Annotated in this window: 19 protein-coding genes and 2 tRNA genes; 5 read left to right on the top strand and 16 right to left on the bottom strand. The window is 63.3% G+C overall.

What is annotated here, in order from left to right; all coding sequences use genetic code 11:
- Positions 1–49 precede the first annotated feature (49 nt).
- On the bottom strand, positions 50–550 hold the full coding sequence (locus ACQ4WQ_RS10235; RefSeq protein WP_436496699.1) for a MarR family winged helix-turn-helix transcriptional regulator: 501 nt from the start codon (positions 548–550) through the stop codon (positions 50–52).
- A 182-nt stretch (positions 551–732) separates the two neighbouring features.
- Between ACQ4WQ_RS10235 and ACQ4WQ_RS10230 the strand changes: the two genes are divergently transcribed.
- The gene (locus ACQ4WQ_RS10230) at positions 733–1,131 is read left to right on the top strand and encodes a VOC family protein (protein ID WP_436496697.1); all 399 of its coding nucleotides are present in this window, start codon (positions 733–735) and stop codon (positions 1,129–1,131) included.
- A gap of 115 nt (positions 1,132–1,246) precedes the next feature.
- Here ACQ4WQ_RS10230 and ACQ4WQ_RS10225 read toward each other — a convergent pair whose 3' ends face one another.
- From ACQ4WQ_RS10225 to ACQ4WQ_RS10215, 3 genes are all read right to left on the bottom strand, one after another.
- Positions 1,247–1,888, bottom strand: a complete 642-nt coding sequence (locus ACQ4WQ_RS10225; RefSeq protein ID WP_436496695.1) for a TetR/AcrR family transcriptional regulator — start codon at positions 1,886–1,888, stop codon at positions 1,247–1,249.
- Between the two features lie 11 nt (positions 1,889–1,899).
- Positions 1,900–4,326 (bottom strand): membrane-bound PQQ-dependent dehydrogenase, glucose/quinate/shikimate family, encoded by a 2,427-nt coding sequence (locus ACQ4WQ_RS10220; protein WP_436496693.1) that lies wholly within the window; start codon positions 4,324–4,326, stop codon positions 1,900–1,902.
- Between the two features lie 309 nt (positions 4,327–4,635).
- Positions 4,636–5,682 carry an NAD(P)-dependent alcohol dehydrogenase gene (locus ACQ4WQ_RS10215; protein WP_436496691.1) on the bottom strand — a complete coding sequence of 349 codons (1,047 nt, stop codon included), beginning with the start codon at positions 5,680–5,682 and terminating at the stop codon, positions 4,636–4,638.
- Positions 5,683–5,861: 179 nt separating this feature from the next.
- On the opposite strand from ACQ4WQ_RS10215, the gene ACQ4WQ_RS10210 reads away from it, so the two are divergent.
- Positions 5,862–6,812, top strand: coding sequence for an AraC family transcriptional regulator (locus ACQ4WQ_RS10210; protein WP_436496689.1), 951 nt, complete (start codon positions 5,862–5,864; stop codon positions 6,810–6,812).
- Between the two features lie 11 nt (positions 6,813–6,823).
- Here the strand turns inward: ACQ4WQ_RS10210 and ACQ4WQ_RS10205 are convergent, their stop codons facing one another.
- From ACQ4WQ_RS10205 to ACQ4WQ_RS10195, 3 genes are read right to left on the bottom strand one after another with little or no spacing between them, the layout of a single operon-like run.
- Positions 6,824–7,132: an AtuA-related protein gene (locus tag ACQ4WQ_RS10205; RefSeq protein WP_436497395.1), complete on the bottom strand. Its 309-nt coding sequence runs from the start codon at positions 7,130–7,132 to the stop codon at positions 6,824–6,826.
- 19 nt (positions 7,133–7,151) lie between these two features.
- The gene (locus ACQ4WQ_RS10200) at positions 7,152–8,489 is read right to left on the bottom strand and encodes an acyclic terpene utilization AtuA family protein (protein ID WP_436496687.1); all 1,338 of its coding nucleotides are present in this window, start codon (positions 8,487–8,489) and stop codon (positions 7,152–7,154) included.
- A 28-nt stretch (positions 8,490–8,517) separates the two neighbouring features.
- Positions 8,518–9,816, bottom strand: coding sequence for a CitMHS family transporter (locus tag ACQ4WQ_RS10195; protein ID WP_436496685.1), 1,299 nt, complete (start codon positions 9,814–9,816; stop codon positions 8,518–8,520).
- A gap of 139 nt (positions 9,817–9,955) precedes the next feature.
- Between ACQ4WQ_RS10195 and ACQ4WQ_RS10190 the strand changes: the two genes are divergently transcribed.
- Positions 9,956–10,855, top strand: a complete 900-nt coding sequence (locus ACQ4WQ_RS10190) for a LysR family transcriptional regulator (RefSeq protein ID WP_436496683.1) — start codon at positions 9,956–9,958, stop codon at positions 10,853–10,855.
- A gap of 9 nt (positions 10,856–10,864) precedes the next feature.
- On the opposite strand, the gene ACQ4WQ_RS10185 is transcribed toward ACQ4WQ_RS10190, so the two are convergent.
- Positions 10,865–14,434, bottom strand: a complete 3,570-nt coding sequence (locus ACQ4WQ_RS10185; RefSeq protein ID WP_436496681.1) for a hydantoinase B/oxoprolinase family protein — start codon at positions 14,432–14,434, stop codon at positions 10,865–10,867.
- Between the two features lie 143 nt (positions 14,435–14,577).
- Here ACQ4WQ_RS10185 and ACQ4WQ_RS10180 point away from each other — a divergent pair, with 143 nt between their 5' ends.
- Entirely contained in the window at positions 14,578–16,119 is a 1,542-nt protein-coding gene (locus ACQ4WQ_RS10180) for an NAD(P)H-hydrate dehydratase (RefSeq protein WP_436496679.1), read from the top strand.
- Positions 16,120–16,234: 115 nt separating this feature from the next.
- Here ACQ4WQ_RS10180 and ACQ4WQ_RS10175 read toward each other — a convergent pair whose 3' ends face one another.
- Positions 16,235–16,996, bottom strand: coding sequence for an ABC transporter ATP-binding protein (locus ACQ4WQ_RS10175; protein WP_436496677.1), 762 nt, complete (start codon positions 16,994–16,996; stop codon positions 16,235–16,237).
- Between ACQ4WQ_RS10175 and ACQ4WQ_RS10170 the strand changes: the two genes are divergently transcribed.
- Entirely contained in the window at positions 16,995–17,684 is a 690-nt protein-coding gene (locus ACQ4WQ_RS10170; RefSeq protein ID WP_436496675.1) for an arylesterase, read from the top strand. The two genes, ACQ4WQ_RS10175 and ACQ4WQ_RS10170, sit on opposite strands and share 2 nt — an antisense overlap.
- Before the next feature lie 69 nt (positions 17,685–17,753).
- On the opposite strand, the gene ACQ4WQ_RS10165 is transcribed toward ACQ4WQ_RS10170, so the two are convergent.
- The 7 genes from ACQ4WQ_RS10165 to clpP all read right to left on the bottom strand — a co-directional run bounded on the left by ACQ4WQ_RS10165 (position 17,754) and on the right by clpP (position 25,633).
- Positions 17,754–19,676 (bottom strand): SurA N-terminal domain-containing protein, encoded by a 1,923-nt coding sequence (locus tag ACQ4WQ_RS10165; protein WP_436496673.1) that lies wholly within the window; start codon positions 19,674–19,676, stop codon positions 17,754–17,756.
- A 409-nt stretch (positions 19,677–20,085) separates the two neighbouring features.
- Positions 20,086–20,162, bottom strand: a tRNA-Asp gene (locus tag ACQ4WQ_RS10160).
- Between the two features lie 17 nt (positions 20,163–20,179).
- Positions 20,180–20,256 (bottom strand) — tRNA-Asp (locus tag ACQ4WQ_RS10155).
- Between the two features lie 125 nt (positions 20,257–20,381).
- A complete protein-coding gene (locus ACQ4WQ_RS10150) occupies positions 20,382–20,654 on the bottom strand; it encodes an HU family DNA-binding protein (protein WP_010398442.1) in 273 nt (90 codons plus the stop codon).
- Positions 20,655–20,858: 204 nt separating this feature from the next.
- A complete protein-coding gene (lon, locus tag ACQ4WQ_RS10145; RefSeq protein WP_034751007.1) occupies positions 20,859–23,270 on the bottom strand; it encodes an endopeptidase La in 2,412 nt (803 codons plus the stop codon).
- A gap of 277 nt (positions 23,271–23,547) precedes the next feature.
- Complete coding sequence (gene clpX / locus ACQ4WQ_RS10140; RefSeq protein ID WP_010398446.1) at positions 23,548–24,816, bottom strand: ATP-dependent Clp protease ATP-binding subunit ClpX; 1,269 nt, start codon at positions 24,814–24,816, stop codon at positions 23,548–23,550.
- A gap of 199 nt (positions 24,817–25,015) precedes the next feature.
- Entirely contained in the window at positions 25,016–25,633 is a 618-nt protein-coding gene (gene clpP / locus ACQ4WQ_RS10135; protein WP_369811567.1) for an ATP-dependent Clp endopeptidase proteolytic subunit ClpP, read from the bottom strand.
- Positions 25,634–25,664 lie beyond the last annotated feature (31 nt).

Below are 25,664 nucleotides of genomic sequence, written 5' to 3'. Positions count from 1 at the left end.
GTAAAAAATGCGCGCGAGGCGCCCCCTGGGCACGTCATCGAAGCGGCGTTCAGCCAGGCGTGTCTGCATCATTCGGGGTTATCGTCAGGTGTTGCCGCAAGCTGGCGTCGCGGATGCGCGCGCCGAAGGAGCGCGTCTCGAGCACGGCGATCGCCTGTTCCAGGCAGGCGGACAAGGGAAACGCCAGCTCCGCATCGAGGCTGTCGGCCGCGGATTTTGTCGCCTGCCAGCACACCCGCAGGCGCGGCAGCAGCGCTTCGCCAGCGGCGCTGAGGCGCACCACGCGCTGCCGGCCGTCTTCGCCGCCGGCGGCCACCGTCAACAGGCCCTTCCTCACCATCACGGCCACTGTCTGGGTCGCGGCGGGCTGCGTGAGGCCGGCAACGGCGGCCAGCTCTCCGATGGTGGCGCTCTGCCGCTCGGCCAGCATGCGCATCACCGGCGTGTAGCGCGGCCGGTAATCGAGTCCCGCTTCCACATAGGCCTGCTCGACCGCGCCGTCCAGCAGTTCGATGAGATGTCGTAATTGCGTGCCCAGTCCAGGTTTCATGAAGCCATGGTAGCACGATTTACATAAGCACTTATATATATTCTTCCATAATTGATAACGCTTGAAACGAGCCGCTGCGCTGTCAAATGCGGTAAAGTCGTGACGGACCGCAGCCGCGGGAATGAGGCGGCGATTGCCCATTCCCCCTATTCCACGCAATCCCACCCTGGCAAGGAGGCGCCATGCACAAACAGATCATCCTCAACCTGCCCGTGAAGGACCTGGACAAATCCAGGGCCTTCTTTTCCGCTCTCGGCTTTACCTTCGATACCCGCTTCAGCGGAGAGAACGCGGCGTTCATCAACATCGTCGGCGACACCATCCAGGCCATGCTGACGACCGAACCCTTCTTCCAGTCGCTGATCGGCAAGCCGGTCGCGAATGCAAAGGAAGCCAATGAAATCGTCATTTGCCTCAGTTGCGAAAGCCGGGAAGAGGTGGATAACCTGATCGCCAGGGCCGTTGCCGCCGGCGGCCGCACGCCGCATCCGCCCGAGGACCATGGCTTCATGTATGACCAGGGTTTCGAGGATATCGATGGCCACCTGTGGAATCTGGTCTGGACGGCGCCGGAGGCCTGAGTCGCCGGGCAAGCTTTCACGGCAGTGGCGTAGGTCGGATTAGCGGAGCCGCCAAGGCGCAGCGTAATCCGACAATTTGCGGACCTCGCCGCGTCGGATTACGGCCCTGCCGGGCCTAATCCGACCTACGCGCCACCCGCGCCACCACCAGCTTGATCAGTTCAGCGATCAGGGGCCGGAACGTGGCGGCATCGCCGCCCTGCCCCAGCATCACGGTGCGCGTGGTCAGGTGCGAGAAGACGGCGTCGAACAAAATCTGCGGCAGGTTGGATAACGAGGTGTCGGGCGCGATGCGGCCCTGGGCGCGCTGCTGTTCCAGCAGGCGCAATATCAATGCGTGCCACACTTGCGGGCCGTGTTCGTACCAGGTCTGGCCTACGGCCGGCACGGCGGCCGCGCCCGTGACGACGAGGCGGTAGAAATCCGCGTGGCGGGGGCTGGTGACGACGGCCACCAGTTCATCGAGGATCAGCTGCAAGCCCTGCTCCAGGCCCGCTTGCGAGGTATCGAGCTGGCGCAGCGCGATGATGAAGTCGGCGCACAGGTACTCGACCACGGCCACCAGCAATTCCTGCTTGCTGCCGAAATAACGGTAAGCAGTGGCTTTGGAGCCGCCCGCTTCGGCCACGATGGCGTCCATGCTGACGCCGTCGTAGCCGGAGGCGAGGAAGAGGTCCGCCGCCGCCACCAGCAGCTTGCGCCGCCGCTCCTCGCTTCGGGTCGTCGGGGAAGCGGGAACGGTACGCAACTGGGGCATGAAGCAAACTCTTACTGTGTCTTGGGAAGCGCGTATGCTATCACGTAATCTCCCCGGTCCGGACTCTGGCGGGCACCGCCCGCGACCACCACGACGTACTGGCGGCCAGAGGCTGGCGACACATACGTCATCGGCGTGCCTTGCGAACCGACGGGCATGCGCGCCTTCCACACTTCGCGGCCCGTGGTGATATCCATGGCGCGCAAATAGTAATCCTGCGTGCCCGCATAAAACACCAGGCCGGACGCCGTGCTGACGCCGCCGCCCAGGGTCGGCATGCCCAGCGGGATGGGCAGGCTTGCGCGCACGCCGTGGATGACGGCATCGCGCACCGTGCCGGCCGGACGCTCCCACGCTTTCGTGCGCGTTTTCAGGTCGATGGCGGCAAACACGCCCCACGGCGGGCTTTGGCACGGTATGCCCAGCGGCGAATTGAAGGCCTTGTGGTCGATGACGAAGGGCGTGCCATCCATGGGATAGGTGCTGCCCACGCCGTGGCCCGACGTCAGCTTGGCCACGTCCACCGTCTCGCGCGGCACCAGCCTGACCACCTGCGGCATGCGGATATCGTTGACGAACATATAGCCATTGCTTTCATCGACGGCCGCGCCGCCCCAGTTGAAGCCGCCGTAGTAGCCCGGATAGATCAGCGTCTCTTTTGTGCTGGGCGCCGTGAACTCGCCCTGGTAATTGAGCTTGCGGAAGCTGATGCGGCAAGCCAGCTGGTCGAAGAAGGTGGCGCCCCACATGTCGCGCTCCGTCAGCGTTTCCGCACCGAGGGCCGGCATCCCGGTGGAGTATGGCTGCGTTTTCGACACCCAGTCGCCGGCCGCGTGCTCCTGCGGCACGGGTTTTTCCACCACGTCCGCGATCGGCTTGCCCGTGCGGCGGTCCAGCATGAAGATCTGGCCCCGCTTGGTCAGCTGCACCAGCGCCGGTATTTTTCCACCCTTGCCGTCCGGGACGTCGTACAGGGCCGGCTGCGCGGCCACGTCGTAATCCCAGATATCGTGGTGGACGGTTTGATAGGTCCAGCGCTCGCGGCCCGTGGCCATGTCGAGGGCGACGATGGCCGACGAATACTTCTCTGTCAGCGGCGGGCGCTTGCCGCCCCAGAAGTCCGGCTGCTCGTTCCCCGTCGGCAGGTAGACCAGGCCCAGCGCATCATCGAACGCGGGCGCCGACCACATGTTCGGCGTGCTGCGCGTGTAGGTCTGCCCTTCCGGCGGCAGCTTGGTGATGGCCGGATTGCCCAGGTCCCAGGCCCACACCAGCTCCCCCGTGTCGGCGCTGTAGGCGCGCACGACGCCCGACGGTTCATCGGTGGAGCGGCCGTCGAAGACCCAGCCGCCAAGGATGATCAGGTTGCGCGCCACCGTGGGCGCGGACGTGTAGGCGTAATACGGCACGTTCATCTTCACCTTGCCCAGGCCGACCGTCAGGTCGACGGAGCCCTTGTCGCCGAAGCCCTCGCACTGCTTGCCCGTCTGCGCGTCGATCTCGATCAGGCGCGCATCCATGGTCACCTGCACGATGCGCTTCGCGCATGCGCCCGCCGCAGATGCGCTGGCCGCCTGCATGCCGTCGAAATGAAATGGTTTTGTCACCTTGGCCGGCTCGTAGTAGCCGACGCCGCGGCAGCGGTTCCACGTCTTCGTGTTGGCCGGCTTCGGGTCGAAGGTCCAGCGCTCCTTGCCCGTGTCCGCGTCGAGCGCGATGACCTTGCTCATCGGCGTGCACGTATAGATGGTGTCGCCGATCTGCAGCGGCGTGTTCTGCGATTCGGATGCCCCTTCGGCCAGCTCGCCCGAGCGGTAGGTCCACGCCACTTGCAGCTTGTCGACATTCTGCCTGTCGATCTGCGTGTACGGCGCGAAGCGCGTGCCTTGCGGTCCATAGCCGTAATGGGCCCAGTTGGCGCTGCCGTCATTGATGGCCGCCACCGCATCCTGCTGCGGCTGCGCGCTCGCCTCCGTCACGCCATGCGGCTTGAACATGGCAGCGAAACCGGCCGCCAGCACGACGGCAAGCAGGGCCGCAAAACCGCGCGACTGGCCACCGTGAGCACGCCCGGCCAGCCACGGATGCAGCAAGGCGGCCACCAGGCCGATGACGAGGAACGGCACCAGGCGCGGCACCATGGGCCAGAAAGCGAAGCCGATTTCCCACACGGCCCAGATCAGTGTCGCGACGACCAGCGCAGCGACGACGGCACTGGCCAGCGGTTTTCGGCGCAGATATAGCACACCTGCGAGGATGAGGCCCAGGCCGGCCGGCAGGTAATACCAGGAACCGCCAAGGGTGATGAGTTCGATGCCGCCCGCCGCCAGAGCCAGGCCGGAAAATCCAAGAAAGATGCCGAAAACCGTCAGGACAAGCCGCTTGCCCCTGAAGACCGCCAGGATCGCCGGCGCTCCTTTATTTACTGAAGTGTCCATTTTTTATCCATGACGCCTCCCCTGCCCAGGCAAGCACGCCGGGGATGGCTGGTTTTTTAAAATCTACGTAGTGAAACTGTACTGTACGGTTTCATTTTATGCCGATTTTTGATGCAAGGAAAGAAAAATTGACGCGGGAGCTTGATTTTTGGCGGGGATGGGGAAAGTCTGGCGAACCGAATCCGGTTCCGGCTTTTCGGGTAGCGTTCATGGAACGCTCGAAAAATGCCCAGGGCTAGGCGCCGCGTCGAAGACAGTACGAATGTACGGCGAGACGCGGCAACAACGCCCTGGGCGTTTTCTCGGGCGTTACAAAGAGGCCATGTCGATCACGAAGCGGTATCGCACATCGCTCTTGACCACGCGCTCGAACGCCTCATTGATATCCTGGATGCGGATGATCTCGATGTCGGACACGATATTGTGCTTGCCGCAGAAGTCCAGCATTTCCTGGGTTTCCTTGATCGAACCGATCATCGAACCGGACAGGCTGCGGCGCGCGCCCACCAGGCCGAAAGCGTTCACAGGCGGCACGGCACCGTCCGGGATGCCGACGATGACCATGTTGCCATCGACTTTCAGCAGGTTGATGTACTGGTTCCAGTCGATGGCCGCGCCCACGGTGCAGATGATCAAATCAAACGTGCCGGCCAATTTGCTGAACGTTTCCGCGTCGTTGGTGGCGTAATAATGGTCGGCGCCCAGGCGCAGGCCGTCTTCGCGCTTCGACAGGGTCTGGCTCAGCACCGTCACTTCGGCGCCCATGGCGTGGGCGATCTTCACGCCCATGTGGCCCAGGCCACCCATGCCCAGGATGGCGACCTGCTTGCCGGGGCCGGCCTTCCAGTGGTTCAGCGGCGAGTACAGCGTGATGCCGGCGCACAGCAGCGGCGCGGCCGCGTCCAGCGGCAGGTTGTCTGGAATCGACAGCACATAGCCTTCCTTGACGACGATGCTGTCCGAGTAGCCGCCCTGCGTGGCCGTCTTGCCGTCCGCTTCCAGGCCGTTGTAGGTCTGGATCAGGCCTGGCATGTACTGTTCCAGATCCACGTTGCGCGTCGTGCAGGTGGTGCAGGAATCGACGAAGCAACCCACGCCCACGTGGTCGCCCACCTTGAACTTGCTCACATTGGCGCCGACGGCCGTGACGACGCCGGCGATTTCATGGCCGGGCACCATGGGGAAGGCAGCGCCGCCCCATTCGTCGCGCGCCTGGTGGATGTCGGAATGGCACACGCCGCAGTATTTGATCGAGATGGCCACGTCGTCTTCGCGCGGGGCGCGGCGCTCGAACGTGAACGGTTGCAGTGCGGAAGTCGGGCCCAGTGCGGCGTAGCCTTTGGCGATGGTGGTCATGAAAACTCCTGTATCTATAGGTGTGTGACGAGGGGAGACGCGTGCCGTGCATGCGATTGCCCAAGTGTGCCCCAGATGCCGCGCCGCCGTTACCGCGATCCTGCAAGACCTTTGCACGATCCTCCAAATCTGCGTAAGATCAGCCCCTGCCCTTCCTCGCCTCAGGCATACTGCCACCCATGCCTACCCTGCTCCCGCCCCAAGACGAAATCGCCGCCCTGATCAGCCGCCACGCGCCGCGCACGGGCGACTTCACGACGGCCATCGGCAACCTGACCTTTCACCGCCAGTCCTCCGTCACCGAATCGCTGTTCCATGCGGCGCGCCCCAGCGTGGCCATCATCGCGCAAGGGGCGAAGGACGTCACATTGGGCACAGAAACCTTCCATTACAGCCGCATGCAGTACCTGCTGACGTCCGTCGACCTGCCGGTGCAGGTGCGCGTGGTGGAAGCGAGCGAGGATAAACCGCACTTGTGCGTGGTGCTGGGCATCGACATCGCCGACGTGGCCGCGCTGCTCGACAGCGAAAGCGCCAGCGGCGCAGCTGGCGCGGCGCAGCAGAAAATCCTGCCCGCCACGCGCGGCATTTCCGTCAGCGATGTCTCGCCAGACCTGCTCGACGCCATGCTGCGCCTCGTGCGCCTGCTGGACAAACCAGGGGACATCGCCACGCTGGCGCCCTTGATCCGCCGCGAGCTGACCTACCGCCTGCTCAATGGCCCCGTCGGCGCGCGTTTGCGCCACATGGCGCTGGCCAGCAGCCAGTCGCACCAGGTGGCGCAAGCCATCGACTGGATCAAGCACCATTACGCGCAGCCGCTGCGCATCGAGCACCTGGCCGGCATGGCGAACATGAGCATGTCCTCGCTGCATCACCACTTCAAGGCGATTACCGCCATGACGCCGATGCAGTACCAGAAGCTGCTGCGCCTGCAGGAAGCGCGGCGCCTCATGCTGGTCGAGCAGATCGACGCGGGCACGGCCGGCTACCGCGTCGGCTATGCCAGCGAATCGCAGTTCAGCCGCGAATACAGCCGCCAGTTCGGCCGCGCGCCCATGCGCGACGTGGGCCAGGTGCGCGCGCAGCTGAGCGGCACCACCGCCTACGGGACGCCATCGGCCGCCTGAATCCCGCCAGTTCAGGAGATGGGGATTTCCATCGCCAGCAGGGCCGCACCCAGGCATTTGCCGTGCGCGTCCAGCGCCAGCGAGCGCGTCACGCCGCCGCCCAGCGCCTGCTGCATGACAAAGTTCAGCGCGCCCAGCTGCGGCAAGTCGTAACGCGTGACGCTGCCCTGGACGACGCCCGCAAAATGCTGGCGCACGCGCTCGGGCGTCACCTGCCGGCGCAGCAGCTCGTAGTCCTTCCGTTCATACGCGATCAGCGACAGGTTCGAGATATCGCCCTTGTCGCCCGCGCGCGCGTGCGCCAGTTCGCGCAGCGCGATGGTCTTGATGGTGCTCATGTCAGTTCTCCCCGAAGTGAATGGCGCCAGGCGCTAGTGCCGCGTCGACCAGCGTGGCCCGCACGGCCACGACCTCGCGCGCCGATTTGGTGGCGCCGCCGCCGCCCGAAGGGCCGCAGGTGTACAGGGTCTCGACTTCATTGCCGATGCGCGCCGCTTCCTTCAGGCTGGCAGCGCGGCCGGCCACGCGCAAGCGCACTTCATACGGCTCGCCATGGGCGGCGGACAGCGTGGCGCCATGGATGGCATTGACGCCGATCAAGTCGAAACGCAGCTCCTCGGCCTGCACGCCGCACAGCTGCAGGCGTTCGGCCACGATGGCTTGCGCCAGTTGCGCCCGCGCCAGCGCTCCCGGCCCCGCATACGATATCTGCCCTTCGCCGATATAGCTGTCCAGATAGCCCAGCGTCACTTTCAGCAGCCCGCTTTTAGGGTGGCCCGTGGCGCCCGTGATGGCTACCCTGTCGGTGCCGGCCTGTTCCATCCTCACCCGGGAGAAATCGGCCACCACGTCCGGCGTCAGGTAAGCGGCCGGGTCGTGGATTTCGTACAGCAGCTGTTCGGTGCAGGTGGCCACCGTGACGCAGCCGCCCGAACCATCGACCTTGGTGATGACGACGCTGCCGTCTTCGCTCACTTCGCCGATGGGAAAGCCCAGGCGCGCCAGGTTCGCCACGTCCTTGTAGCCGGGATCGGCAAAATAGCCGCCGCTGACCTGGCCCGCGCATTCGAGCAGGTGGCCGACCAGGGTGCCTTGCCCCAGGCGATGCCAGTCATCCATGGCCCAGCCGAACGCGTGGATCAGCGGCGCCAGCACCAGCGCCGGATCGGCCACCCTGCCCGTGACGATGACGTGGGCGCCTTGCGCCAGCGCGTCCACCAGCGGCTGCGCGCCTAGGTAGGCATTCGCCGACAGCAGCCGGTCTCCCAGCTGCGCCACGGGCGCGCCCGTGTCGTCCAGGTAATCGCCGCCCGTGACCAGCGCCAGCACGTCGTCGCCCGTGACGGCCGCCACTTTGATGTGCGGCAGGCCCAGTTCGTCCGCAATGGCGCGGATGGCGGCGGCGGCCGCCAGCGGATTGGCCGCGCCCATGTTGGTGAGGATGCGCACGCCGTTCTCGCTGCACGGCCGCAGCACGGCACGCATGCGCTCGGCCAGCAGCGGGTCGTAGCCCTGCCGCAGGTCTTGCATTTTTGCCTGCTGCGCCAGCGCGATGGTGCGCTCGGCCAGGCATTCGAAGATCAGGAAATCGAGTTCGCCGCGCTCGGCCAGTTCCACGGCCGGTTCGATGCGGTCGCCCGAATAACCGGCGCCGGCGCCGATACGGATGGTTTTCATGCTGTGCTCCTGTGAAAAGTGCCTGCGCCTACAGGGGGAAGATGCCCAGCACGATGCAGCTGATGGTCATCACGATCGATGCGGCAAACAGGTATTTGAACGTGTATTTCTGGTGGTCGGCCAGGTCGATGCCGGCCAGGCCCGCGACGAGGAAGGTGGCCGGCGTCAGCGGGCTGACGGGAAAGCCCGTCGTCATCTGTCCCAGCAAGGCCGCCTGCGCCACCTGGACCGGTTCCACGCCCAGCATCTTGCTCACTTCCGCCACCACGGGCAGCACGCCGAAGTAGAACGAGTCGGGATCGAACAGCATCGACAGGGGCATGGACAGCACGCCCAGCACGGCCGGGATATGCGAGGCCATCTCGGGCGGCACGAAGCCGACGGCCGTCTTGGCCATGGCCGACAGCATGCCGGACTTGTTCATGATGCCCGTGAAAACGCCGGCGGCAAACAGGATGCTGGCCATCAGCAGCGCCGCCTTGGCATGCGCATCGATGCGGGCGCGCTGCATGTCGGCGTTCGGATAGTTGATCATCAATGCCAGCACCACGCCGATCATGAACATCACGACCGGGTCGACCTTCCCGCTGATCATCACGCCCAGCACGATCACCGTCAGCACGATATTGATCCAGAAGTTCTTCGGCCGGCGGACGGCCTGTTCGGCCTGCGTCAGCTCGTGCACCTGCACGAAGCCGGCCGGCGCGCCGGCCGTCAGACCGAGGCGGATTTCTTCCTTGCGGCCCAGGTAATAGGCCACGCCGAAGACGAAGACCAGGCCGATCAGCTGCACGGGAATCAGGGGCATGAAGATCTCGCTGACGGGAATATGCAGCGCCGCCGAGGCGCGTATCATCGGCCCCGTCCACGGCAGGAAGTTGACGCCGGCCGCCAGCGACGCCACGCAGGCGAGAATGCGGCGGTCGATGCCCAGGCGCGTGTACAGCGGCAGCATGGCGGGGATGGTGACGAGGAAGGTGACGGCGCCCGAGCCGTCGAGGTGAATCAGCAGGGCCAGCAAGGCCGTCCCCGGCACGATGCGGGTCGGGCGGCTGCCCACCACGCGCAGGATGCCTTTGACGACGGGATCGAGCATGCCGGCGTCGGTGACGATGCCGAAGAACAGGATGGCGAACACGAACATGCCGGCGACCGGCGCGATGTTGGTGATGCCGGCAACGATGAATTTCGAGGTGTCCATGCCGAAGCCGCCGATCAGGGCCGCGACGATGGGAATGGTGATGAGCGCCACGAGGGGCGACATTTTCTTGGTGAGGATGGCCGCCAGTAAAATGGCGATCGTGCACAGTCCGAGCAGGGCCAGCATGGTGTTTGTCTCCGTAAGTTGTGTGTCCCTCGTCTGTGCGGGGTTTGGAAGCATTCTGCTGCCAGCGCTTTATATTGTAAAATCGATTTTTCAGGATGATTATCCTGTTTTATGGATCAAACGTTGGATGGGTCAAACTATGCTGCCGAATATCTCCAGCAAGCTGCTGCAAGCGTTTGTCGCCCTGGCCGACTGCCGCCACTTCACGCGCGCGGCCGAGCGCTGCCATTTATCGCAATCGGCCTTCAGCGCCGTGATCCAGAAGCTGGAAACGGCCTTGAACGCCAAACTGGTCGAGCGCGATACGCGCAACGTGATGCTGACGGTGGAAGGCGAGATGTTTGTCGGGGTGGCGCGCACGCTGCTGGCGGACATGGAAGCAGCCTTCGGCAACCTGGGCGACTATGTGGCGCGGCGCAAGGGGCGCGTGGCCATCGCCGCCCTGCCCTCGCTGGCCGCGCATGGCTTGCCGGCCGTGATCGCCGAATACCGCGCCAGCTATCCGGGCGTCCAGGTGCAGCTGCACGACGCGCTGTCCGACCAGTGCCTGAACCTGCTCAGGCAGGGCAAGGTCGACCTGGCCATCACGGCGCCCAGCGCCCGGCTGGCCGAATTCGACACGCGCACCCTGTGCAGCGACCCGTTCTACCTCGTGTGCCGGCGCGACCATGCACTGGCCGCCAAACGCCGCCTGCGGCTGGCGGACCTGGCCGGTTGCGAACTGATCCACCTGGCCAAGTCGACCAGCGTGCGCCAGCACGTGGAGCTGCTCACGCAAGGCATCGCCGTGCGCGACAGCGGCCTGGAAGTGGAGCACCTGGCCACCGTGGCCGGCCTGATCGAGCATGGACTGGGCGTGGCGCTGGTGCCGGCGCTGACCCTGTTCCAGTTCCGCAAACTGAACCTGGTGGCCGTGCCGCTGGCGCGCGGCCAGCCGGAGCGCCCTATTTTGCTGGCCACGCAGCGCACCCTGTCCATCGCCGCGCAAGGCATGCTGGAACTGATCGAACTGCGCCTGGGCGGCGGCGCCCTGAACTGACCTTCCCCGTCAGGGCGTGCCGTAACCGCCGCCGCCCGGCGTCTCGATGACGAACACGTCGCCAGGCTGCATGGCGGTCTTGCCGATATGCGCCAGCTGCTCCACCGTGCCATCCGCGCGCTCGACGTAGTTGCGCCCCAGCGCACCCGCCTCGCCGCCATCCATGCCAAACGGCGGAACAATGCGGTTGTTCGACAGGATGGCCGCCGTCATGGGTTCCAAAAAGCGCATCCGGCGCACGCCGCCATTGCCGCCATGCCAGCGCCCCGCGCCGCCGGAACCGGCACGGATGCTGTAGCTGTCGAGCCGCACGGGGAAGCGCCACTCGAGGATTTCCGGGTCCGTCAGGCGCGAATTGGTCATGTTCGTCTGCACCACGTCCGTGCCGTCGAAACCGGGGCCGGCGCCCGAGCCGCCCGCTATCGTCTCGTAGTACTGGTATTGCTCGCTGCCGAACGTGAAATTGTTCATCGTGCCTTGCGAGGCTGCCATCGCACCCAGCGCGCCGTACAGGGCGTTGGTGATGCAGGTCGAGGTTTCCACGTTGCCCGAGACGACGGAGGCCGGGTACTGCGGGTTGAGCATGGAGCCGGTCGGGATGATCACGGTCAAAGGCTTCAGGCAGCCCGCATTGAGCGGAATGTCGTCGTCGACCAGGGTGCGGAACACGTACAGCACGGCCGCCATGCAGACGGCGGACGGCGCATTGAAATTGTTCGGCAGCTGGGCGGATGTGCCCGTGAAGTCGATGACGGCGCTGCGCTGCGCGACGTCTACCGTGATCGCCACCTGGATGCGCGCGCCGTTGTCCAGGTCCAGCGCATAGCTGCCATCCTTCAAGGTCGTGATGACCCTACGCACGGCTTCCTCGGCGTTGTCCTGCACATGGCCCATGTAGGCTTGCACGACAGGCAAACCGAAATGCGCGACCATGTTATGCAGTTCCTCGGCCCCCTTCTGGTTGGCCGCCACCTGGGCGCGCAGGTCGGCCAAATTCTGCTGCGGGTTGCGGGCGGGCCAGCTGGCGCTCGCCAGCAGGGCCAGGGTGTCATCTTCGCGCAGCAAACCGGTGGCGCCGTCGACCAGCTTGAAATTGTCGATCAGGACGCCCTCTTCCTCGATGCGCGTGGAATCGGGCGGCATCGAGCCTGGTGTCGTGCCGCCGATATCGGCATGGTGGCCGCGCGAACCGACATAGAACAGGATGGCGTCGCCCGCTTCGTCAAACACGGGGGAAATGACCGTCACGTCGGGCAAATGCGTGCCGCCGTGATACGGGTCGTTCAGCATGAAGACGTCGCCGGGCCGCATGGCACCGGCATTGCGCGTCATGACGGTGCGGATGCTCTCGCCCATGGAACCGAGGTGCACGGGCATGTGCGGCGCGTTGGCGATCAGGTGGCCTTGGGCGTCGAAGATGGCGCAGCTGAAATCGAGCCGCTCCTTGATGTTGACGGAATGGGCCGTGTTCTGCAGGCGCAGGCCCATCTGCTCCGCGATCGACATGAATAGCTTGTTGAAAATTTCCAGCATCACGGGATCGGCATTCGTCCCGATGGCGACACGCTCCGGCACGGCGACGACTCTGCGCAAGATCAAATGGCCGTGCGCCGTCACGTCCGCGCGCCAGCCCGGCTCGATCACGGTGGTGGCATTGGCGTCGCTGACGATGGCCGGGCCTTCGATAGTGTCGCCGGGACGCAGGCTGTCCGCCGCATACAGGCCGCTGTCGCGCCACGCGCCGGCGCAGTATATGGCCACCGTCTGCACGGGCGCCAGAGCGCCTTCACGGGGCGCATACGCGGGCGCGGCCGGTTCCGGCGCATCGGACGCGCCGATGGCTTCCACGGAAATGGCTTCGACGATCAGGGCGCGCGCCGGCATCAAAAAGGAAAAGCGTTTTTTGTACGCCGCTTCGAACTGCGCCTGCATGCCGGCCACCGTGTCGAACAGCACGACGAGGGTCGAATCCGTGCCTTCGTAGCGCAGGTGCACGCGTTGCACGAGCGCGATGCGATCAAGCTCCACGCCCTGGCGCAGCAAGTCGCCCCGCGCCTGCGCGCCCAAGGTCTCGAATTGGCGCGCCAGGTCGCTGCCCAGCCTGGCCTCGATGGCCTGTTCGCGCATGGCGCTCTGGTCGGCCAGGCCCATGCCGTAGGCCGACATCACGCCCGCAAGACTGTGGATGAAGACCGTGCGCATGCCCAGCGCATCGGCCACGAGGCAGGCGTGCTGGCCGCCCGCGCCGCCAAAGCTGGTCAAGGTATAGTCGGTGACGTCGTGACCGCGCTGCACGGAAATCTGCTTGATGGCGTTGGCCATATTGCCCACGGCGATGGCGATATAACCTTCGGCCACCTGCTCCGGCGTCGAGTTCACCGTGCGCGCCAGCGCCTCGAACTGGGCGCGCACCGTGGCCGCATCCAGCGCTTCATCGGCGTCGGGGCCGAAGACGCGGGGGAAGAAGGCGGGCTGCAGCTTGCCCAGCATGACGTTGCAGTCGGTGACGGCCAGCGGGCCGCCGCGCCGGTAGCTGGCGGGACCGGGATTGGCGCCCGCGCTGTCCGGCCCCACCTTGTAGCGGGCGCCGTCGAAATGCAGGATGGAGCCGCCGCCGGCGGCCACCGTGTGGATGCTCATCATCGGAGCGCGCATGCGCACGCCGGCGATCTGCGTCTCGAACACGCGCTCGAACTCGCCCGCGTAATGCGACACGTCCGTCGAGGTGCCGCCCATGTCGAAGCCGATGACCTTGTCGAAACCGGCCAGCGCGCTGGCGCGCACCATGCCGACGATGCCGCCGGCGGGGCCGGACAAAATGCTGTCCTTGCCCTGGAAGGCGCGCGCATCCGTCAAGCCGCCGTTCGACTGCATGAATTGCAGGCGCACGCCGGGCAGCTCCATCGCCAGCTGGTCGACGTAGCGGCGCAGGATCGGTGACAGGTAGGCGTCGACGACGGTGGTGTCGCCGCGCGCCACCAGTTTCATCATGGGGCTGACCTCGTGCGACACGGACACCTGCGTAAAGCCCACCTCGCGCGCCAGCTGCGCCAGCCGCGCCTCGTGCGCGTGGTAGCGGTAGCCGTGCATCAGCACGATGGCGATGGCGCGCACGCCGCGCGCATAAGCCTGTTCCAGCGCGGCGCGGGCAGCCGCCTCGTCGAGCGGCGTCACCACGTCGCCATGGGCGCCCAGGCGTTCATCGATCTCGATCACGTCGCCGTACAGCAGTTCCGGCAGGATGATCTGGCGCGCGAACAGCTGCGGGCGGTTCTGGTAGGCGATGCGCAAGGCGTCGCGAAAACCGCGCGTGATGGCCAGCACGGTGGGCTCGCCCTTGCGTTCGAGCAGCGCGTTGGTCGCCACCGTCGTGCCCATCTTGATGGCGCCCACCTGCTCCACGGGCAGCGGCGCGCCGGGCGCAAGGCCCATCAGCTGGCGCATGCCGGCCAGCGCTGCGTCGCGGTACTGGCCCGGGTTCTCCGACAGCAGCTTGTGCGTGGCCAGGCTGCCGTCAGGACGGCGCGCCACGATGTCGGTAAAAGTGCCGCCCCGGTCGATCCAGAATTGCCAGTCCATCGTCCTGCCCCCGTGCCTGAGTGTGATCCTAATGAGATGGCTATTGTAGCCGCCAAACAGGGACGCGTTTCAGGCGTGCGCGCCTTGCCTTTCGCCCGCTTCGGCCTTATGTTGAAGACATGCTGACTAACGGAATGTGCTCCATGACCCTGATCGACTCTGCAACACCGCTGTATGCCATCGCCGAACTGCGCGCCATCGAACAAGCGGCCATGCGCGACCTGCCGCAAGGGCTGCTGATGCAGCGCGCTGGCCAGGCCGCCGCCAGCGCCGCCCTGAAGCTGCTGCACGCACAGGAAGACGGCGACGCGGGCCACCGGCGCGTACTGGTGCTGGCCGGCCCCGGCGACAATGGCGGCGATGCGCTGGAAGCGGCCGCGCACCTGGCCGGCAGCGGCCTCGAAGTGCTCGTCTGGCTGGCGCCCGAAGCACCGGCCACGTCGCCCGAACGCGAACAGGCCCTGAGCCGCGCCCGCAACAGCGCGGCGCGCTGCATGGAAGCGACGACCAGCATGGCCTCGGCCGCCGTGGGCGCCGCGCCGTGGGACCTCGTGATCGATGGCCTGTTCGGTATCGGCGCGTCGCGCCCGCTGGACGGCGAATGCCGCGACATGGCGCAGCTGGTCAACAAGCTCGATTGTCCCGTGCTGGCGCTCGATGTGCCCAGCGGCCTGCACGCGGACACGGGCGCCGTCGACGGCATCGCCATCCGCGCCACGCATACGCTCACCTTCATCGGCGACAAGCCCGGCCTGCACACGGCAAACGGCCGCGACTACGCGGGCGAAGTGGAAGTAGCAAGCCTGGCCATCGACCCTTCCCTGCTGCCGCCCGCCAGGGCCCAGCTGGGCGGCCTGCACCTGTTCGCGCGCCAGTTGCAGCCGCGCCGGCAGAATACGCACAAGGGCAGCTATGGCAGCGTGGCCATCATCGGCGGCGCGCAAGGCATGGCCGGCGCACCCATCCTGGCGGCCCGCACGGCCCTGCATGCGGGCGCGGGAAGAGTGTATATCGCCTTTCCCGACGCACCGCCCGCCTTCGACAGCGGCCAGCCTGAACTGATGTGCCGCCGCGCGCAGGACGTGGATTTCTCCGGCCTGCACTTTGCCGCGCTGGTGGCCGGGCCGGGCCTGGGCGACGACGCCGATACGGTGGAACTGCTGCAGCGGGCCATTGACAGCGACAGCCCGCTGCTGCTGGACGCGGACGCGCTGAACCTGATGGCGGCCGAACCGGAGCTGCAATCGGCGCTGGCCGTGCGCACGGGCGCAGGGGCGACGATATTGACGCCGCATCCGCTGGAAGCGGCGCGGCTGCTCGACATGACGGTGGCCGAGGTGCAGGCCGACCGCCTGGGCGCGGCACGCCAGCTGGCCACGCAGCTGGGCGTGATCGTCGTATTGAAAGGGTCGGGCACGGTGATCGCCGCGCCCGATGGCCAGGTGGTCGTCAACAACACGGGCGGCCCCGCCTTGGCGACGGCCGGCACGGGCGACGTGTTGTCCGGCCTGTGCGGCAGCCTGCTGGCGCAGGGCTGGCCGGAATGGGAAGCGGCGCTTGGCGCTGTCTGGCTGCACGGCGCGGCGGCCGATGCGCTGGTGGCGGCAGGCAGCGGCCCGATCGGCTTGACGGCGGGGGAATTGATCCCGGCGATACGCAGGTTGATCAATGCCTTGTCGGCATAAGCGTATGGCGTGGGTGTGTTGGATTACGCTGCGCTAATCCAACCTACGGCTGCGATGATGGCAGGCAAATAGGTCGGATTAGCGGAACGCGTACTCCGACAAACACGCGCCGCAATCACACCAGCCTGCCCGCCGCAATGGTAATCGTGCGGCCGCAACGGGCCGCGATCAAGCTGTCGTGCGTGACAAGCACCAGGGTCGAACCCCGTTCGCGGTTCAGCTCGAACATCAGCTGGATCACGGCCTCGCCCGTGGCGGCGTCCAGGCTGCCCGTCGGTTCATCGGCAAACAACAGCGGCGGCTCCGTGACGAACGCGCGCGCCAGGGCCACGCGCTGCTGCTCGCCGCCGGACAGGTATTTCGGATAGTGTTTCAGGCGGCTGCCCAGGTTGACTCTGCCCAGCATGGCTTGCGCCTTTTCCTTCGCATCGGGGTCGCCCCGCAATTCCAGCGGCAGCATGACGTTTTCCAGCGCCGTCAGGTGGGCCAGCAGCTGGAACGACTGGAACACGAAACCGAGCTTTTCCTTGCGGAAACCGGCGCGGCCGTCTTCGTCCAGCGCGAAGATATCGGTACCGTCGAGCATGACCTTGCCGTCGCTGGGCGTGTCCAGTCCCGCCAGCAAGCCCAGCAAGGTGGACTTGCCGGAACCGGAGGCGCCGACGATGGCCAGCGTCTCCGCCGTTTGCACGGTAAAATCGACTTGATGCAGGATGGTCAGCTCACCATCGGCATCGGGTACGCGCTTGGCCAGCTGGACCACTTCGATGGCCGGCCGGGCATTTTGGCTGTTTTGACTGTTGAGTGCGGCAGGCCGCCGGGCTGCCGCTTCTGACGGGAGAAAACTGGTGGAAGTCGCTTTAGGGAATTCGGGCATGCTGATCTATCTTAAAAAATTTCGTGAACAAATAAGTGTCAAGGGCGACAACCGCCTGCGGCGGCGCACCCTGTCCTTGCTTCCTGCGGCAGCCCTGCTCCTGGTGTCAGGCATGACGAACGCCTATTCTGCACCAAAAACGCTGCTGGTGCTCGGCGACAGCCTCTCGGCCGAATATGGACTGGCGCGCGGTACTGGCTGGGTGGCGCTGCTGGAACAGCGGCTGCAAGCGCAAAAGAACGACACGCGCATCGTCAACGCCAGCATCAGCGGCGAGACCACCAGCGGCGGCCGCGCCCGCCTGCCCGCCCTGCTGGCCAAGCACCAGCCCGACGTCGTGCTGATCGAACTGGGCGCCAACGACGGCTTGCGCGGCTTGCCCGTGGCGGCTGCCGAAGCGAATCTGCGCGCCATGGGCGAGGCGGCAAAAAAATCGGGCGCGCAGGTGGTGCTGGTGGGCATGCGCATGCCGCCCAACTATGGCCGCGCATACGGTGAACAATTTTATAGCGTGTACGGCAAGCTGGCCAAGGAATGGAAGGCGCCGCTCGTGCCCTTCATGTTCGAAGGCATCGCCGACCAGCCGCAGCTGTTCCAGGCCGACCGCATGCACCCGAATGCCAAGGCGCATCCGACCATTTTGAAAAATATCTGGCCGCAACTGGCGCCGTTGCTGAAAGCCAAGTAAGTCCACAAATTCTGCAGACAAAAAAATAGCCGCTCGAAAGCGGCTATTTTTATGCGTGGAAACTAAATCTTACGGCGCTGGCGCTGGGGCCGCTGGCGCGGTGACCGGCTTGACGATCTTCACCTTGGCCTTGGCTTTCAGGTATTCGACGTAATCGAACATTTCCTGTTGTGCCAGGATGCCGCCGATCTGATCTTTTTCTTGCTGGCGGCGCGCCGCATCGACTTGCGCCGGCTGCTGCACCTTGGCGATGCGGTAGATGCCGTAGCCCAGGGCTGGCAAGTCCGCGCCCACGTAGGCTGGCAGCTTGCTCGTGTCCGCCTTCATGACTTGCGCGATGGCGGCACGGTTGATGCCGTCCAGCTTGCTGCGCGACACCCATTGCGCCGCGCCGAAGCCCGTCGCATCACCCGACGCCTTCAAGGCGGCCAGCTTGGTCTCGCCCGCTTTCTTGGCCAGCTTTTCCGCTTCTTCCAGCGTCACGCGCTGACGGATCATCGCTTCGACTTCGGCCAGCGGACGCTTCGAAGCGGGCTTGAATTCCACCACGCGGCCGGCGATCAGCACGTTCGGTGCGACGGTGACGGCTTCCGTGTTGCGCTTGTCCTTCAGCGAGTCGTTCGAGAAGATGGCGGTGAGGAACTTGGCGTTGTTGAACGGCGCCTTGCCCAGTGCCGGCGACGGCGTGCGCGACAGGTTGGCGGCGGTTTCCACTTTCAGCTTCAGCTTGTCGGCCACCGGCTTCAGGCTGTCCGATTGCTCGTAGACCGTATTGGTGAACGTTTCCGCCATTTCCGAGTATTTCTTGGCAGCAAACTGCTTGCGCAGGTCGGCCGTGATTTCGCCGCGCACTTCGTCCAGCGCACGCACGTGCTGCGGCTTGAGCGAGGTGACGGTCAGGATGTGGTAGCCGAAATCGGAAGCGACGACATCGCTGATGTCGCCTTGCTTGAGTTTCGCGACAGCGCTCAGCAGCGGTGCCGGCAAACCATCCTTGCCGATCACGCCCAGGTCGCCGCCCTGCTCTGCGGAAGCCGGGTCTTCCGACTTGGCTTTCGCCACGGCGGCGAAGCTGGCAGGCGCCTTGCGTACTTCCGCCAGGATCGCTTCGGCCTTGGCCTTGGCGGCTGCCTTGTCGGCGGCCGATGCATCTTTCTTGACGGCGACCAGGATGTGGCTGGCCTGGCGCGCTTCTGGCGTCGTGTAGGCTTTCTGGTTCTTCGCGTAGTAGGCAGTCACGTCGGCGTCGCTGACGTCGACTTGCTCACCCGCAGCGCTGTCGTCGAGCACGACGTATTCGATCTTGGCTTGTTCCGGGATTTCGAAGAACTTGCTGTTCTTGTCATAGAAAGCCTTGATCATGGCGTCCGTGACCTTGACTTCCGGCACGTACTGGGCGATCGGCAACAGCAGTTCCTGCACTTCACGCTCTTCCGACGTGATGTCGGACAGGCGCTTGGAGACGGTGCTTGGCGCGAAGGCGGTGCCTTGCACGGCGCCGGCCAGTTGCTGCAGGGCCAGGTCGCTGCGGCGGCGCGCATCGTACATCTGCGGCGTCATGCCTTGGGCGGCCAGCATGGCCTTGTAGCGTTCCAGGTCGAATTTACCGTCCGGCAAGGTCAAGCCGGGGATATCCAGCACTTCTTTTTGCAGCACGGCATCGCTGATGACCAGGTGGCTACGGCCCACTTCGGCGGCCACGGCGCGCTCGGCGATCAGGTTGTCGAGGATGCTCTGGCGCGCTTCCGGCGTGTCGAACATTTTCTGGTCGAACTGCTCGCCCATCATCTGGCGGTAGCGGTCGATCTGCTGGCGTTGCGCTTCTTCATATTGCTGCTGCGTAACGACCTGGTCGCCGACCTTGGCGATGGTGTTCGCGCCGTCGCCGAAGCTTTGGTAGCCGCTGATACCGACCAGTGCAAAAGACGGGACGATGACCAGCATCAAGAGAAACTGCATCAAGCGTCGATGGGTACGAATAAATTCAAACATGGTCAGCCAATTCGGGATGAGTGGATCACTATAAAAAAAGGCGAACATGCGTTCGCCTTGATTTCTTCGGCGGAATGGACGGGACAGATGTCCACTTCCCCTTTAGATTCAACAACTTGGCGCTGGAACTAAAGCAGGATTCTGACGCCCAAGCCATTATCTCCTGATTCTACAATGCCCATAGCGCTATAGCAAGAGTAAATCAGGGCGCGCGCCCTGCCCTGGCGCCGCATGGACGGCAAGGCGCCGGACTCGTGCATTAAACCGGGCGCAGCTTAAAGCGCATTTAAACGCAGGCTTTTTTATTCAAACGGCGGGACGGGATTTTAAAAGCAGGCGCGCCGAGATAATCTGGCGCTGCAAAAGAAAAACCCGCGCTACTTATTCAGCAGTGCGGGCTTCTATATTCTGGCGGAGCGGACGGGACTCGAACCCGCGACCCCCGACGTGACAGGCCGGTATTCTAACCAACTGAACTACCACTCCTTAAGAGCGTATTTTTTTGGCGGAGCGGACGGGACTCGAACCCGCGACCTCCGACGTGACAGGCCGGCATTCTAACCAACTGAACTACCACTCCGAAAAATACACAGTACTACTTGCATTTGCATTCAAGGTTGCGATTCGTAGAACTTCAACCTTGAAATCGCGGCACCCGGGGGCGCCGCCAAATGTTTCCGGTGATTGTCACCTCACCGAAGTCCGTTAGTTTACAGCATCCTTCAAAGCTTTACCAGCTTTAAATTTTGGAACTTTTGCTGCTTCGATCGTGATCGCTTCTTTGGTACGCGGATTGCGGCCGGTACGCTCAGCGCGTTCGCTGACCGAGAAAGTGCCAAAACCAACCAGCGTTACGCTGTCGTTGTTTTTCAAAGTTTCCGTCACGCCGCCGATAACAGCGTCGAGTGCGCGCGCAGCGGCGGCTTTGGAAATGTCAGCTTTTTCAGCAATGTGGTCGATCAATTCAGTCTTGTTCACTAGCATCCCCAATTACAAAGGTATAAAACGTTTACCGTATCGTTGCGGCACTTTTGGCACCACAGCTGTCCGGCGAAAAAAATGTGCAGGCGTATTAAACAAGCCACACTGTATATGTGTCAAGCGCTTTGGGGGCGCAATTCACGTTTCAATATAAAACAAGCGCTCTAAAAGCGCTTGTTTGGGGAAAACAGGGGTAAAACGTTAGTGTTTTACTACCTCGCCGGCCGCATCAGGCTTGGCCGCGGCGGCCGTGACAGCCTCCACCGCAGCGACGTCCGCCAACGCTTCAGGCATGCGTTCGAGGGCGATTTCCAGCACTTTGTCGATCCAGCGCACGGGTACGATCTCCAGTTTGTTCTTGACGTTGTCCGGAATGTCGGCCAGGTCTTTCACATTCTGCTCAGGAATCAGGACCGTCTTGATGCCGCCGCGATGGGCCGCCAGCAGCTTTTCCTTCAGGCCGCCGATCGGCAACACTTCGCCGCGCAAGGTGATCTCGCCCGTCATCGCCACGTCGGCACGCACGGGAATGCCCGTGAAGACCGAGACCATCGCCACCGTCATGGCCGCGCCAGCCGAAGGACCGTCCTTCGGTGTCGCGCCTTCCGGCACGTGGATATGGATGTCGCTCTTCTCGAACACGTCCGCCTTGATGCCCAGGCGCTGTGCCCGGCTGCGCACCACCGTACGGGCTGCCTCGATCGACTCTTTCATGACGTCGCCCAGGGTACCCGTGCGGATGATGCCGCCCTTGCCCGGCATCGACACGGCTTCGATGGTCAGCAGATCGCCGCCCACTTCCGTCCATGCCAGACCGACCACCTGCCCCACCTGGTTTTCTTTCTCTGCGACACCGAAATCGTAGCGGCGCACGCCGAGGAACTTGTCCAGGTTCTTCGAGTTGACGATGACCTTCTTGTCGGATTTCTTCAGCAGCAGCATCTTGACCACCTTGCGGCAGATCTTCGACACTTCACGCTCGAGCGAACGCACACCGGCTTCCCGCGTGTAGTAGCGGATGATGTCGCGCAAGGCCGACTCGGCCACCGAGATTTCCTCTTCCTTCAAGCCATTGTTCTTGATCTGCTTCGGCAGCAGGTAACGCTGCGCGATGCTGGTTTTTTCGTCTTCCGTGTAACCGGACAGACGGATCACTTCCATGCGGTCGAGCAAGGCTGGCGGAATGTTGTACGAGTTCGACGTGGCCACGAACATCACATCCGACAAGTCGAAATCGACTTCGATGTAATGGTCGGAGAACGTGTGGTTCTGTTCCGGATCGAGCACTTCCAGCAGGGCCGACGAAGGATCGCCGCGGAAATCGGCGCCCATCTTGTCGACTTCATCGAGCAGGAACAAGGGATTGCGCACGCCGACTTTCGACAGCGATTGCAGGATCTTGCCCGGCATCGAGCCGATGTAGGTGCGGCGGTGGCCGCGGATCTCGGCTTCGTCGCGCACGCCGCCCAGGGCCATGCGCACGAACTTGCGGTTCGTCGCGCGGGCGATGGACTGGCCCAGCGAGGTCTTGCCGACGCCCGGAGGACCGACGAAGCACAGGATAGGCGCTTTGAGCTTGTCGACGCGCTGTTGCACCGCGAGGTACTCCAGGATGCGTTCCTTGACCTTGTCGAGACCGTAGTGGTCGCCTTCAAGCACTTTTTCCGCATTCGACAGGTCGTTATTGACCTTGGATTTCTTTTTCCAAGGCAAGTTGACGAGGGTGTCGATATAGTTGCGCACGACGGTGGCTTCGGCCGACATCGGCGACATCAGCTTGAGTTTTTTCAGCTCGTTGGTGGCCTTGTCGAGCGCTTCCTTCGGCATCTTGGCCGAAGCGACTTTTTTCTCCAGCTCGTCGAGGTCGGCGCCATCTTCGCCCTCGCCCAGTTCTTTCTGGATCGCCTTGACTTGCTCGTTCAGGTAGTACTCGCGCTGCGACTTTTCCATCTGGCGCTTGACGCGGCCACGGATGCGCTTTTCCACCTGCAGGATGTCGAGCTCGCCTTCGAGCTGGCCCAGCAGGTGCTCGAGGCGCTTGGCCACGCTGAAAATTTCCAGGATGACTTGCTTTTGCTCAAGTTTCAAAGGCAGATGCGCGGCTACCGTGTCGGCCAGGCGGCCGGCATCGTCGATGCCCGACAAGGATGCCAGGATTTCCGGCGGGATCTTTTTGTTCAGTTTGACGTACTGGTCGAACTGCTGCACGATCGCGCGGCGCATGGCTTCGACTTCCGACTCGTCGCCCGGCTCGGACTCGAGCGGCGTCAGGTCGGCGATGAAGTGCGTCGGCGCATCGCTGATGTGGTTGATACGGGCACGCTGTGCGCCTTCGACCAGCACCTTGACGGTGCCATCGGGCAGCTTCAGCATTTGCAGAATATTGGCGACGCAGCCAATTTCATAGATATCCGAAGGAGACGGCTCGTCCTTCGCGGCTGCTTTTTGAGCGGCAAGCATGATGCTCTTGCCCTGCTCCATCGCAGCTTCCAGCGCCTTGATCGACTTTGGACGGCCAACGAACAGCGGTATCACCATATGCGGGAAAACGACGACATCCCGCAACGGCAATAACGGCAGTTGAGTTTGCTCAGTTAATTTGGAAGTTGTCATGGCGTACCTTATAGAAAGCGTGTTTACGATGTTGGCGCTCGCTGCCAAAACACAAGACCGGCGAGAATAAATAATTCTGTGAAACAAACATTTTTCTGTCTATTTCGCAAAACACACCCGCATGACGGTAATAAATGCAGTTTTCACAGTAAAAAAAGCCACGCGCAGCTAAGCGCCGCGAGTGGCTTTCCGATTGAAGCCTGCACTCATTGATTTAAATTGTACTGCCATGCATTAAGGAATCAAAACCCTTTTTATGCATTTGTCTCGGCAGTAATCAATTTTCTCCGGAGGCCTTGGCAGTCTCTTGATAAATCAACAAAGGTTTGGCGCCACTGGTGATGGTATTTTCGTCGATGACGACCTTCACCACATTTTGTTCGCTCGGCAGTTCGTACATGACGTCCAGCAAAGCATGTTCCAGGATGGAACGCAGGCCACGGGCGCCGGTCTTGCGCGCCAGCGCCTTCTTGGCGATCGCATGCAGGGCGGCCGGACGAATCTCCAGTTCCGCGCCTTCCATCTCGAGCAGCTTCGAATACTGCTTGATCAGCGCATTCTTCGGCTCGACGAGGATCTGGATCAGCGCCTCTTCCGTCAATTCCGCCAGGGTGGCGATGACGGGCAGACGGCCGACCAGTTCCGGGATCAGGCCGAACTTGACCAGATCTTCCGGTTCCGCTTGCAACATCAGTTCGCTGGCCGAGCTTTGCGACTTGCTGCGCACGGTGGCCGAGAAACCGATGCCGCTCTTTTCGGAACGGTTGGCGATCACTTTCGACAGGCCGTCGAAGGCGCCGCCGCAGATGAACATGATGTTGGTCGTGTCGATCTGCACGAAATCCTGGTTCGGATGCTTGCGGCCGCCTTGTGGCGGCACGGAAGCCATCGTGCCTTCGATGAGTTTCAACAAGGCTTGCTGCACGCCCTCGCCCGACACGTCGCGCGTGATGGACGGATTGTCGGACTTGCGCGAAATCTTGTCGATTTCATCGATGTAGACGATGCCGCGCTGGGCTTTCTCGACGTCATAGTTGCAGCTTTGCAGCAGCTTCTGGATGATGTTTTCCACGTCCTCGCCCACGTAACCGGCTTCGGTCAGGGTGGTGGCGTCGGCGATCACGAACGGCACGTTGAGCATGCGCGCCAGGGTCTGTGCCAGCAGGGTCTTGCCCGAGCCGGTAGGACCGACCAGCAAGATGTTGCTCTTGGCCAGTTCGATGTCGTCTTTCTTGCCCAGGTGCTTGAGGCGCTTGTAATGGTTGTACACCGCCACCGACAGGATGCGCTTGGCAGTCTGCTGGCCGATCACGTACTGATCGAGCAAGGCGGCAATTTCTTGCGGCGTCGGCAGGTCGGATTTGGTACCGGTCACCGTCTCGATGCTCGACGTTTCATCACGGATGATGTCGTTGCACAGGTCGATGCACTCGTCGCAAATGAACACGGACGGGCCGGCGATGAGTTTCTTCACCTCGTGCTGGCTTTTGCCGCAGAACGAGCAATACAGTAATTTTTCGCCGCTAGAGGATTTTTTGTCTGACATAAGGCATTTTGGTTGGAACTGCATTAACAATATTGCAAAATCGCAAGCCGGAGTGCGGTAGTTGCCGGAAAGGCAGCTATCCATGGCGCAAGTCAACAACGTGCACAAGCTCCATGCTACCCGAAATAAAAGCGAAACGCCCGAACGTTTGATCGCCCGGGCGTTTACTTACTTGCTTAGCAATACCGGTAGGGGCTCATCAAGCGCGGCTGGTCAACACTTTGTCGATCAAACCATACTCAACGGCCTCGTCGGCGGACATGAAACGGTCGCGGTCGGTGTCCTTGGCGATCTGTTCGATCGTCTGGCCCGTGCGCTCGGCCATGATGCCGTTCAAGCGGGTGCGCAGGTAAAGGATTTCCTTCGCCTGGATCTCGATGTCGGACGCCATGCCTTGCGAACCACCGGACGGCTGGTGAATCATGATGCGCGAGTTCGGCAGCGAGAAACGCTTGCCCTTGGCGCCAGCGGCCAGCAGGAAAGCGCCCATCGAAGCAGCCATGCCCGTGCACAGGGTCGAGACGTCCGGCTTGATGAACTGCATGGTGTCGTAGATGGCCATGCCGGCCGAAACCGAACCACCTGGCGAGTTGATGTAGAGCGAGATTTCCTTTTCCGGATTTTCGCTTTCCAGGAACAGCAGCTGGGCGACAACCAGGTTGGCCATCTGGTCATTGACCGGGCCGACCATGAAAATCAAGCGTTCCTTCAGCAGGCGCGAGTAAATATCATACGAGCGCTCGCCGCGACCGCTTTGTTCCACCACCATCGGCACCAGGCCGAGCATCTCTGTGTCCAGCGCCGGATTACGGTTCATACCTGTCATTTCATTTCCTTGTGAAGCAGTT

This window comes from Janthinobacterium goodfellowi (assembly GCF_051380695.1).
Lineage (GTDB): Bacteria > Pseudomonadota > Gammaproteobacteria > Burkholderiales > Burkholderiaceae_D > Janthinobacterium.
This window is presented reverse-complemented; position numbering and strand designations above follow the sequence as displayed.

Coding starts and splice junctions, on each gene's coding strand:
- ACQ4WQ_RS10235 (WP_436496699.1), bottom strand. CDS start 550: ATGAAACCTGGACTGGGCACGCAATTACGACATCTCATCGAACTGCTG.
- ACQ4WQ_RS10230 (WP_436496697.1), top strand. CDS start 733: ATGCACAAACAGATCATCCTCAACCTGCCCGTGAAGGACCTGGACAAA.
- ACQ4WQ_RS10225 (WP_436496695.1), bottom strand. CDS start 1,888: ATGCCCCAGTTGCGTACCGTTCCCGCTTCCCCGACGACCCGAAGCGAG.
- ACQ4WQ_RS10220 (WP_436496693.1), bottom strand. CDS start 4,326: ATGGACACTTCAGTAAATAAAGGAGCGCCGGCGATCCTGGCGGTCTTC.
- ACQ4WQ_RS10215 (WP_436496691.1), bottom strand. CDS start 5,682: ATGACCACCATCGCCAAAGGCTACGCCGCACTGGGCCCGACTTCCGCA.
- ACQ4WQ_RS10210 (WP_436496689.1), top strand. CDS start 5,862: ATGCCTACCCTGCTCCCGCCCCAAGACGAAATCGCCGCCCTGATCAGC.
- ACQ4WQ_RS10200 (WP_436496687.1), bottom strand. CDS start 8,489: ATGAAAACCATCCGTATCGGCGCCGGCGCCGGTTATTCGGGCGACCGC.
- ACQ4WQ_RS10195 (WP_436496685.1), bottom strand. CDS start 9,816: ATGCTGGCCCTGCTCGGACTGTGCACGATCGCCATTTTACTGGCGGCC.
- ACQ4WQ_RS10190 (WP_436496683.1), top strand. CDS start 9,956: ATGCTGCCGAATATCTCCAGCAAGCTGCTGCAAGCGTTTGTCGCCCTG.
- ACQ4WQ_RS10185 (WP_436496681.1), bottom strand. CDS start 14,434: ATGGACTGGCAATTCTGGATCGACCGGGGCGGCACTTTTACCGACATC.
- ACQ4WQ_RS10180 (WP_436496679.1), top strand. CDS start 14,578: ATGACCCTGATCGACTCTGCAACACCGCTGTATGCCATCGCCGAACTG.
- ACQ4WQ_RS10170 (WP_436496675.1), top strand. CDS start 16,995: ATGCTGATCTATCTTAAAAAATTTCGTGAACAAATAAGTGTCAAGGGC.
- ACQ4WQ_RS10175 (WP_436496677.1), bottom strand. CDS start 16,996: ATGCCCGAATTCCCTAAAGCGACTTCCACCAGTTTTCTCCCGTCAGAA.
- ACQ4WQ_RS10165 (WP_436496673.1), bottom strand. CDS start 19,676: ATGTTTGAATTTATTCGTACCCATCGACGCTTGATGCAGTTTCTCTTG.
- lon (WP_034751007.1), bottom strand. CDS start 23,270: ATGACAACTTCCAAATTAACTGAGCAAACTCAACTGCCGTTATTGCCG.
- clpX (WP_010398446.1), bottom strand. CDS start 24,816: ATGTCAGACAAAAAATCCTCTAGCGGCGAAAAATTACTGTATTGCTCG.
- clpP (WP_369811567.1), bottom strand. CDS start 25,633: ATGAACCGTAATCCGGCGCTGGACACAGAGATGCTCGGCCTGGTGCCG.